Raw genomic sequence first — 11,612 nt, 5'->3', positions numbered from 1 at the left:
CCACCCTGACCAGCGATGCCTGGGGGCGCCTGATCAAGATGCAGGCCCCGGCACTGGCCAATGGCAGCAGTCCGTCCGTCGCTTACAGCTATGACGCGGCCGGCAATATGCTGACCCAGGTCGACGGCACCGGCGCCGTGACCAAGTACGAGTACGACGCCTTCGGCAACCAGACCAAGGTTACCGATGCCATGGGCAATATCACAGAGCGCACCTACAGCAACGGCTTGCTGACCAGCGAAAACATCAGTTTCAACCAGAGCGTCCAGTACGCCGGTTACCGTAAGCCGCAGACCGTGCGTATGGTGTATGACGCGGCGCGCCGCCTGCGCTTCACCGTCGACCGCGAAGGCGGCGTGACCGAGTACCGTTATGACGCCATGGGCCAGCGCATCAGCAGCATCGCTTATACGGGCGATGCCTATGCCGGCACCGTGTACGGCGAAGGCGACCTGGCAGGCTGGGTTACCGGCCGCGACAAGTCGCGCACCGTGCGTACCGATACCGCCTACGATTTCCGTGGCCAGGTCAGCCAGGTCACCAAGTGGAATGCGATCGATGCCAGCGGCAACGGCGTTGCCGACGGCAAGCAGTCGGTGACCAATTTCGTCTACAGCCAGGCTGGCCAGCTGCTGCAGACCATCGCCCCGGATAGCGGCACCACCAGCCTGACTTACGACGGCCTGGGCCGCGTACTCAATCGCATCGACGATTCGGGTGCCATTACCAGCACCGTTTACGACGATGCGGGCCACAAATCCGTCCTGCGCATGGCCAACGGCCTGGTCACCACCTCGACCTTCAACGAAGCCGGGCTGCTGGTGTCGCTGCTGCAAAGCGACGGCAGCAGTGCACTCGGCGAGAGCAAATACTTCTATGACGCGGTCGGCCGCCTGCGCGTGACGCAAGGCGCGGATGGCGCCAAGAGCGCCGTGCTGTACGACGCCTCCGGCCGCAAGACCGGAGAAGTGAGCGCCACTGGCGCGCTGACCGAGTATATTTACGACGCCAATAATCACCTGGTGCACACCGTCCGCTATGCGACAGCGGTACACCCAGCGCTGCTGGTGTCGACCGCCACCGACCTGGGCATGCTCGACAATCGCGCGGCCCTGGAGCGCGCGCTGGGCTGGACTGTGGACGCGCTGCGCCCGCAAGCCGGCGCGCAGGACGTGAAATCCTGGAACTTCTACGATGTGGTCGGCCGCCTGGCCTGGCAGGTCGACGGCATGGGTTACGCCACGCAGACGCTGTACGATGGCGCATCGAACGCCTATGCCGTCAACCGCCTGTCCACGCCGATCGATACTTCGCAACTGGGTAACGGCCTGGGTGTGACGCTCAAACTGGGCGGCAACACCACCTCGGTGCAACTGGCCGAGGTCCGCGGCGCCGGCAATACCCGCACCTACGCTGCGGTCGTGACGGGCCAGATTCCGGTCGGCGCTGCCGGCGCCCCAAGCGGCACGGTCACCTTCTTCGCCGGTTCGACCCTGTTGGGCAGCGCTGTCGTGCGCAGCGGCGTGGCCAGCTTTACTGGCACCATCCCGGCCGGCCACAGCGACATCAGCGCCGTGTACTCGGGCGATGGCGGCAACTTCGGCAGCACCTCCAATTCCATCGCTACCGATGCCGTGGTTCTGCCGGCGACCAGCATTACGCTGTCTGCGGACAGCACCAGCGTGCGTTTCGGCTCGCCGTTGCAGCTGACCGCGACCGTGACTGGCGCAGCACCGGGCGGCGTGGTGGCTTTCTTCAGCGGCGAGGTGTCGCTTGGCTTCGGTGCGCTGGTGAACGGGGTGGCGCGCCTGAGTGCGACCAATGTGCCGGTCGGGCAGGGCAAGCTGACCGCCGTCTACCTGGGCGATGCCGGCAATGCCGGCAGCACTTCCGCCATGCTGGAAGAGACTGTGGAAAAAGCACGGCCTACTGTCGTTCTGTCGACTTCCCGCGACCAGACCGAATCGGGCGGCCGCATCACGCTGACAGCGTTGGTCGACGGCCCTAACCCGCAAGGCACGGTGACCTTCTATGACCAGGCGAATGCCGTGGTCGGTACCGCCAACCTGATCCGCGGCCGCGCTGAACTGGTGGTGACCAATTTGCCGGCAGGGACCGAGAAACTGGTGGCCGTCTACAACGGTGACGCCAATAATGCGAGCGTGGCGTCGGCAGCCATCGACGAGCGTGTTGCACGCGTGACCAGCCATACCAGCCTGTATGTGGCACGCAACGACACCGTATTCGGCAACGTCACCAGCCTGTTTGCGCGGGTGACCGGCTTCAACCCGGCCGGTATCGTGTCTTTCTTCGACGGCAATCACAACTTACTGGGAACAAGCCAGGTGATCAACGGCGAGGCGCGCTTGAGTGTCGCCAACAGCAATGTGCCGCTGGCCGAGATCATCGCCAGCTATGCCGGCGACGCAGCCAATACCATCAGCACTTCCGACCAGGTGAACAATGCCCGTGCCGGCACGGGCTATACCTACAGCGAATTCAATTCAAGCCAGTACTCGACTGTGACAGCAGGCGAAACGTTCTACTTCAGCTTTGTGACGAACGGCCCACGTCCGGCCGGCGGCGCCAGCCTGTACGATATGCGCGGCAACCTGCTGGGCAGGATTGATGGCGCGAACAGCTATTCAGTCTATCGTTTCACTGTCGAAAACACGCTGCTGCCGGCTGGAGACCAGGTCCTGACCATGGTGCAGGATGGCGATACCAACATCGCTCCTTCCGTCGCCAGCGGCGTGCTGCATGTGCGCCGCGGCGCCGTCCAGATCAAAGCCAGCGTCTTTGACAACAGCGCCGTTGAAGTTGGGCAGACCAAGACTGTTACCGTCACGCTGGACAATTATGGCAAGCGTCCGATTGGCGGCACGGTCACGTTCACCGACACGACCACCAACGTGGTGCTCGGTACGGTTCCAGTCGTCAATGGCGTGGCCGCGCTTGCGGTCGAAGCCCAATGGAGTGGCGCGGGCCATACGATCCGCACCGACTACTCTGGCGACGATTACAATAGCGCCGACTATACGGCAACCACCGTCACGGCGGATCCAGCGCCGCCGCTCAAGCCGGCCATGACCTTGAGCACCAACGTAAGCTCGGTGGTACAGGGCGGCAATGTGACCATCACCGCGACGCTGTCGGGCCCGAACAATATCGGTACCCCGTTGGTTGCCGTGTTGTACAGCGGCATGCGCTGCCTGAACGGCCAGTGGTTTGCCAACGGTTCGAACACTGTGTCCTGGACCATGCCGCTGGACCAGGTCGGCACCATGCCGCTGCGCGTGGTGTACTACCACAATGACTCGTATAGCTTGTCCGGCCAATACAAGCTGATGGAACAAAACGTTTCGAACGAAGTCAACGTCCAGGTCACACCTAACGCGTCGTATGTGCCACCGGTTGAGACCAAGCCGGCACCGCCGCTTGCCATCAGCATCGACACCAAGAACACCTCCGCGGTCGGCGGTGCTTCGATTACCGACGAACTGACCTTCAAGGCGACCTTCACCGATGGCTTCACTTCCCGCCAAGGCGCGGTGGTGGCCTTCTTCAACGGCGACAAACTGATCGGCGTGGCGCAGACCCAGAACCATGGCAGCACGGCCATCCTGAAGGTGGGCCACCTGCCGCCGGGTGATTACAAGCTGACCGCCAAGTTCTCGAGCGACGGCAACGCACGCCAGGTGGAATCGCCGGTGATGAATTTCACCGTGGCGCGCGCCGTGACCAGCACCTCGCTGATCGTGACGCAAACGCTGAACAAGCCAAAGGACACGGTCACCATGCTGGCCAAGGTGGCGGGGCCGCTGACGCTTGGCGGCCGCATGAAATTCTTCAATGGCAATCAGCTGATTGCCGAAGTCGACGTGAAAGCCGGGCTGGCAAAGCTCGAAACCGTGCTGCCGGAAGGCGTGGCCGATTTGCGCGCGGAGTACGCGGGCGATGCCGCCAGCCAGGGCAGCGTTTCCACTTCCGTCCGCCGTGAAGTGATCGGCAATGGCGCGGAGGTGAGCCTGGCGGCGTCCACCCTGACCAGTGAAGTCGGTGCACCGGTCATCCTGACCGCGCGCGTGGCGGGTCATCAACCAGGTGGCGCGGTGGCTTTCTTTGCCGGCAACAAGCTGCTGGGTAGTGCTTACCTGATCGGCGGCGTAGCGACGCTGAGCGTTGACCAACTGTCGCTGGGCGAGCAGCAACTGGTTGCCGTGTATGGCGGCGATACCAACAATGCCGGCGCCACTTCGGCGACCGTGACGGAAACTGTCGTGCGCAGTAGCAAGCCGCTGGTGCTGACGACGTCGCGCACGGAGGCCAACGCGGGCACGCTGTTAGCACTGCGCGCTGCCTTCGGCGATGCCGGCGTGACCGGCAAAGTGAAATTCATGAATGGCGACACTCTGCTGGGCAGCGTCGACATCGTGAATGGCGAAGCCATACTGGAAGGTGTTCGCCTGCCGGCAGGCAGCAATGCCCTGCGTGCGGTGTACGCGGGCGACGACCTGCATGTCGCTTCCACTTCGGAGGTGGTGATGGAGGAAGCCGCCAAAGTGCCGACTCTGGTGCACTTCAACACCCCCGGCCGCGTACCATACGGCTCGCCATTCGTCCTGACCGCGCGCGTCGACGGCGATCACCCGACCGGAAAGGTGGTGTTCCACAGCGGTGCCTTCAGCGACGCTCCATATGGTGTGGCCGACATTATCGATGGCGTCGCGACCCTGGTGGTAACCCGTCCGATCGATGTCCAGAACCGCTGGGCAGCAACTGCGTACTACCTCGGCGACGCCTACAATGCGCCGAATGCCTCTGCGGCCAGTGCGACCGATATTATCCCGGCCTCGCCGGTAGTGACGATGGCCGCTTCGCCGGCATCGGTGCGCCTGGACGAACCGGTGGTGATCACCGCTTCCGTGCCGCGCACCGGCACCATGTACCCTGAAGGCACCATCTCCTTCTACGACGGCAATACCCTGCTGCGCACCGTGAATACTTCGGCGGCCAGCGGCGTGGTCCAGATTACCCTGCGCAACCTCGGGGCGGGTAGCCACAATCTCACTGCGAAGTTCACCAAGTCGCATGCGAACTACGCCGACTCAATCATGAGCGCACCGGTCGCGGTGCAGGTGCAGGCCGTGGCTACCACCACGCTGACCATGGCCGCCGGTTCGGCGACCGCTGTGGCGGCGGAGCAGCCGTTTACTGCCAGCGTGACGATCGGCGGCGGCAGCGCACCGTCCGGCCTGGTGACGTTCTCGGTACGCGACAGCAAATCGGTACCGGCCACTGTTCGGGTGGTTGGCACTGCTTCGGTGGTGAACGGTGTTGCCAGCCTGACGCTGGCGGCATCCGCTTTCTCGACCCTGTCCGGCCAGGCTTCGATTATCGCCAGCTATGCCGGCGATGCAAGCAATAAGCCTGCTGTCAACGCGGTCGGTACCGTCCTGGTGACCACCCCGGTTGCCGTACAGGCGCCGGGGGCAGGCAGCGCCACTACAGTGTCGCTGAGCAGTTCCAATCAGTCTGGCCCGCACGGCACAATGAACGAGCTGGCGGCGCAGCTGGGGACGGTCGACGGTGTTCCGGCTACCGGTACGGTGACCTTCTTCAATGGCACCGAACTGCTGGGCAGCGTTACCCTGCTCGACGGCGTCGCGCGTTTCAAGACCAACGCGCTGCCGGTGGCGACCAACAAGCTGACCGCTGTTTATTCGGGTGACGCGAACTACGCCCAAAGTGTCTCCAACCTCGTGACCCAGACGACGGTCGCAGCCACCGACAATTCAGAAGTGGAGGTCACTTATTCGAGCGATACCGTCAGCACGTCCAGCGGCAAGATCGCTTTCAAGGTGAGGCTGCTTGGCGCGCACCAGGACGGCACGATGGAGGTCTATATTGATGGCAAGCTTGACAGCACGCAAACAATGGTCGACGGCGTCATGCGTGGCTTCGAGTCGGGCTGGACCTGGGACTACTACAAGGTGGGCGGAGTGGGCCCGCACACAGTTCGCTTTGTGTTCAAGGCGGCCGGCGGTACTGCCGCCACTGCGACTGACGTCAAAGTCAACGTGGTTAACACGCCAAGCCTGCCAAGGCCAGGCATCAGTATGACCGCGGCTGTTGCGGACCCGATCAAGGGTTCCGATTTGACCCAGACGATACGCATTACCGGCAACAACCCGACCGGCACGGTATTCCTGTGGAACGTGGGCAGCTGGAATTCCAATTCCCCGGTACTGGCAGCCATGGAGCTGGTCAATGGGGTGGCGACGTTTACCTCGCGCGATATCCCGGTGGGGAGTAGCGCCGACTGGATCGTGTGTTACTCCGGCGATGCCAACAACGCCACCGCTGCCGACGCTTACCAGTTCGGGTCAAGGTCCGTGGTCAAGATCAATTACTCCGTTACCACGCTGCAGAGCGACACCGTGGTGACGCCAGCCGGCACCGAGCAGCGTTTGACGGCGCTGGTGACGGGCGACCATCCGAGCGGCTCGGTCACTTTCTACGACCAGTACGGCAACGTCCTTGGCGTGGTTGACGTCAAGGAATCCGAAGTGCGCGGCCAGGGCATCGCTACCCTGACGCTCTCCAATGTTCAGCCTGGCCGCGCCTGCATTCGCGCCAGCTATTCCGGCGACGCTGCCAACAAGACCAGCGTGGCCAGCCTGACCGACGACTTGCCTGAGCCGACCACGGTGACGATCACCAGTTCGGACCCGCTGCCAAAGCAAGGCTTCCCGGTCACCCTGAGCGTGCGCGTCAACGGCGCGCAGCCGGGCGGCATGGTGCAGTTCTTTGACGGCGCCAACAATGTGATTGGACGCTCCGAAGTGGTGAATGGCGTGGCTACGCTCACCTTGGGCAAGCTGCCTGCCGGCCAGAGTTCCTTCACCGTGCATTACCTAGGAGATGAGCATAACGCGTTCAGTGTCGGCAGCTTCGTGCAGAATGTGGCGCAGGCGCAGACCCATATCTCGCTCAGTACCGCTCACGAGAACTGGAAGCAGGGCCAGCCGCTGATACTGACCGCAAAAGTGGAGCGCGAAGGCGCAGGCTTTGCCTCCGGTACCGTGACTTTCTATAACGGGGCCGAGATCATCGGCACATCGGACGTGTACAACGGCCTGGCAGCCGTCACGGTGACCACGCTGCCAGTCGGTGTCAACAAGCTGAGCGTACGCTTCTCGGGCGACAACAACAACCAGGGTTGCGCCTCCGAGCCGATCACACAGGCTATCGAGCTCGCGCCGCAGCCGGGCTCCCTGGCATTCACCAGCAGCGTAACCGGTTCGGCACCGCAAGGCACCAGCATTACGCTGACGGCCAAGCCCAATGGCACTGCAGGCAATGCGCCTGGCGGCATCGTGACCTTCATGCATGGCGGTGACGTGCTGGGCACCGCGCCGATCGTGGATGGTGCGGCGAAGTTCACTTTCGTTGCAAGCAAGGTGATGTCCGGTGCGCTGGGCGCCGTTTACTCCGGCGACGCCGCGAATGCCGGTAACGCCATGGTGGGCAATTCCAGCTACAACCTGCAGGTGACGCTCAAGTCGGGCGTGGCGTTGCCTCCGGCACCGGCAACTACGCCGACCAGTGTCGTGCTGTCAGTGTCCAACACTGAGCCAGTGTATGGCGAACCTTTGACCCTGAGCCTTCGCGTTACAGTGCGCGATGCCGCCAAGCCGGCGACCGGTATGGTGGTGTTCTACGACGATGCGAACGTGGTTGGCTGCGCGATGGTCAAGGATGGCATCGCAACGATGACGTCGACGAACTTCTATGGCGGCGGACATAACTTCAAGGCAGTGTACTCCGGCGATAGCAACAATGCGCCGGTGGTTTCTGGTCAGACGACCGTGTATGTGAATTCCGCCAAAATCACTCCGACACTGATCCTGTCGAGCGATCATACGAATGCCGGTGAGATAGTGCGCGTCGTAGCGCAAATCAAGGACCAGCCGGCTCTTCTCGAGCGTCCGGACTTGAAATCTGACCAGAAAGCTACGGTGTACTTCTACCGCGGCAGCACCTACCTCGGTGGCTGTCAAGTCAAGGATGGCCTGGCCTACCTGAGCTTCAATAGCGGCATTGCAGTCAGTGAGCCGATCAGGGCCGAGTATGTCGTCAATTGGGTGTCGCGCGCCGACAGTGCTTCGGCGCCGGCGCCACTGGTGACCGATACGCCGAAGACCATCCCCCGCTTGGTCGTTTCGAATTTCTCGTCTTCGCCTTCTTCGCTTTATGGCACCGCAGTGTCGTTCAACGTCCGGCTGGTCGAACAGTCGGGCGCGGTGCGCTACAATGGCGTGGGCACTTTCACTTTCTACAATGGCAATCAGCTCGTAGGCAGCGCCAAGGCTGACAGCAATGCCTCAGGTACGATCCTGCTGGAGAAGCTGCCGGTCGGCGCCAATCAGTTGCGCGCAGTATATTCCGGCAACAACGGTGAAGAGCCAGTCAGCAGCCTGATCTTTACGCAGTACGTCACCAAACCGCAGCCTGATGTCTCTTACCAGGGACAGACCGCTGCGGACGGTACCGGGACATACACCTATACCGTTGGGAACGGAAAGCAGCCGGTCCCGACAGGGACGATTACTATCTTCTCGCGTGACGGGCAGCAACGCATCGCTTCTGCAACCGTGGTCGATGGCAAGGCGGTGCTTATCGTGCCACCGGGTCGCTGGCCGGGCGACGCAAAGATCCATAGCTACTATGCCTTCGAATTCTCCTATTCGGGTGACGAGAACTATGCTCCGCGTTCCAGCAGCAGCACCGCTTATACACCAAGCCAATACCTTACTGCGTCATTGACCGGTGTTCCAGGAACAGAACCAGGTACGTTCGTCCTGGCAGCGAAAGTTGCCGGCGCAAATCCGGGGGGCTATGTGAGCTTCCGGGACCAGTACGGCAATTTCCTGGGTAGCGCAGCACTCAATAGCTCGCTGGCACGTATAACAGTCAAGAACCTGCTGGGAGATTTGAGTGGGGTGAAGGGCTATTATTCCGGCGACGAAGTCAACCCGGCCGTCACCATCAATTATTCACCTAATGCCGACGCGGCCAGGCAGCCGACCGTTACGACTGTATCGACTGCGGCGGCGGCAGTGCAACAGGGCGGCAAGGCGACACTGAGCGCCCGTGTCAGCGGCGGCAACGGCAACCCGACCGGTACCGTCAATTTCTACGACGGTACCATCTTGCTGGGCGTGGGTACGCTGGTCAACGGCGTGGCGACTATCAGCACTGGCGCCCTGGTGGCCGGCCTGAACCAGGTCACCGCCATGTACTCGGGCGATGCGTCCAACGCGGTCAGCATGTCCGGCTCCATCGACGAGACACTGATGGCAGCGCCGGTATCGGTGATCCTGAACAAGGTAACGGCGCCTGTGGTGCAAGGCACCTCGCTGACGCTGACTGCTGCGGTAACGGGCAATGTACCGTCCGGCAAAGTCACCTTCATCAGCGGCAAAACCGTGCTTGGCGTGGTTGACGTGAATGCGGGTGCGGCATCGCTGTTCCTGCCGCGGGTCGACCTGCCGGCGGGCGAGCATACGATCATTGCCAGCTACTCGGGCGACACGGAAAACCAGGCGATGCTGTCGTCTTCCTTCACGCTGACGGTCACGCCTGGCCTGAAGACAGTCTCGCTGGGGCAGGACACTACCGACCGCAAGGTCCAGCAGTACTTCAACAAGAATGGCCAGGTGCGTGCCACGATCAACGCCGAAGGCTTCATGACCGAGTACCGCTACGACGCGGCCGGCCGCCTGGTGCAAACGATCGCCTACGCAAACGCGGCAGCACCGAAGGTCATCGATCTGACCAAGGACGATGCTGACCTGTTCAGCATGGCGCCGATTCCGGCTGCCAATGCCGCAGACATCCATAGCTTCGTCTATTACGACAAGAAGGGCCAGAAGTCGGGCGAGGTCAATGGCGAAGGCTACCTGACCGAATACTCGTACGACACCAGCGGCAGGCTGGAAACCACCCGCCGCTACGCCAACAAGGCGCTCGGCACGCCAAGCGCCGCCTCGGCGCTGGATGCACTGCGTCCGGTCGCCAGCAGCGAAGACCAGGTCACGACCAGCAAGTGGAACAAGCTGGGCCAACTGGCCAGCCGGACCAATGCCGACGGCAGCATCACCACCTTCAGTTACGACAATGTGGGCGCGCTCACCGGCACCACGGTCGCGAAGGGCAGCAGCGACGAGCGCACCGTATTGAAGCGCTACGACCTGCAAGGCCGTGTGGTGGCCGAACTGCCGGGCACCGGCGTCGCGCTGCTGCGCGGCGACATGGACACGGCGGCGGTCGATGACGTGTGGGCGGCGCACGCCACCACCTACACCTACGACGCATCGGGCCATCGCACCAGCATGAAGGATGCGCTGGGCAACCGCAGCCTGTTCTTCTACGACGACGCGGGGCGACTGCGCTTTGCCGTCAACGCGGCAGGCAATGTGACCGAATCCGAGTACGACACCCTGGGCCGCCTCAGCGCGACCACGGCTTACGCCACCAGTGTGCCGGCCGACGCGCTGGCAGCCCTGCAGGGCGGCGTGCTCTCCGCTGCCGCAACTGCCGTAACCGCATTGGCCACGGCGAAGTCCGCCGCTTTGGCGCAAAACAGCGTGACCCGTTTCGCCTACAACACCGACAATGAACTGGTGCAGACCACCAATGCCGCCGGTGGCGTGAACAAGGCCGTCTACAACGCCTTTGGTCAAGTGGTGGCTTCAACGGAAGGCACCGACAACGCCGGCAATGGCGTGACCACGCTGCACACGTACGACCGCCGCGGCCTGGAAACGGGCACCAACACCCTGCGTGAAAAGATCTACCACGCCACCAGCGCGCAATACGACGCCTTCGGCCGCCTGGTGCGCTCGGTCGATGCCAACGGCAACGTCTCGCAGCAGGGCTACGACAAGCTGGGCCAGGTGGTCACGACCACCGACCCGCTGAACGGAAAACGCTCGGCCAGCTACGATGCCTTCGGCCGCGTGCTGACCCAGACCGATGCGCTGTCGCGTGTCACCACCCACAGCTACAACACGGCCGAACGCAGCACCACCGTGACCACGCCGGAGGGCGTGAGCGTGACCACCACGCAGACCCGCACCGGCCAGACGCACAGCGTCAAGGACGGCAACGGCAACGTCACCACCTACAGCTACGACCAGGACGGCAAGCTACTGGCCGTCGACAGCGCGCTGGCCGATACCAGCTCCGAGTACGATGCGGCCGGCCAACTGATCAAGAGCCGTGACGCCAACGGCAACGAGGTGACTTACACCTACGACAGCGCCCACCGCCTGTTCACCCGCACGGTCGACGTGGCCGGGGTCAAGCTGGTCACGCGCTACGGCTACGATGCCAAGGGCCAGCGTGTGAGCGTGACCGACTCCAATGGCACCGTCACCCGCATGGACTACGACCTGACGGGCCAGGTGATGACCCAGGTGGTCGATCCGGACGGTTTGAAGCTGACCACCCGCTACACCCACGACGTGCGCGGCAACACGCTGACCGTGACCAGTGCCGGCGGCACCACCATGCAGTACGTGTACGATGACCTGGGCCGCCGCATC

General features: G+C 62.9%; 1 protein-coding gene. It reads left to right on the top strand.

All coding sequences use genetic code 11. The features are described from left to right. The coding region (locus BM269_RS28670; protein WP_170860514.1) for an Ig-like domain repeat protein at nt 1–11,612 on the top strand (11,612 nt) is incomplete at both ends.

It is taken from the genome of Duganella sp. CF458 (assembly GCF_900113115.1).
Classification (GTDB): Bacteria; Pseudomonadota; Gammaproteobacteria; order Burkholderiales; family Burkholderiaceae_D; genus Rugamonas.
This window is presented reverse-complemented; position numbering and strand designations above follow the sequence as displayed.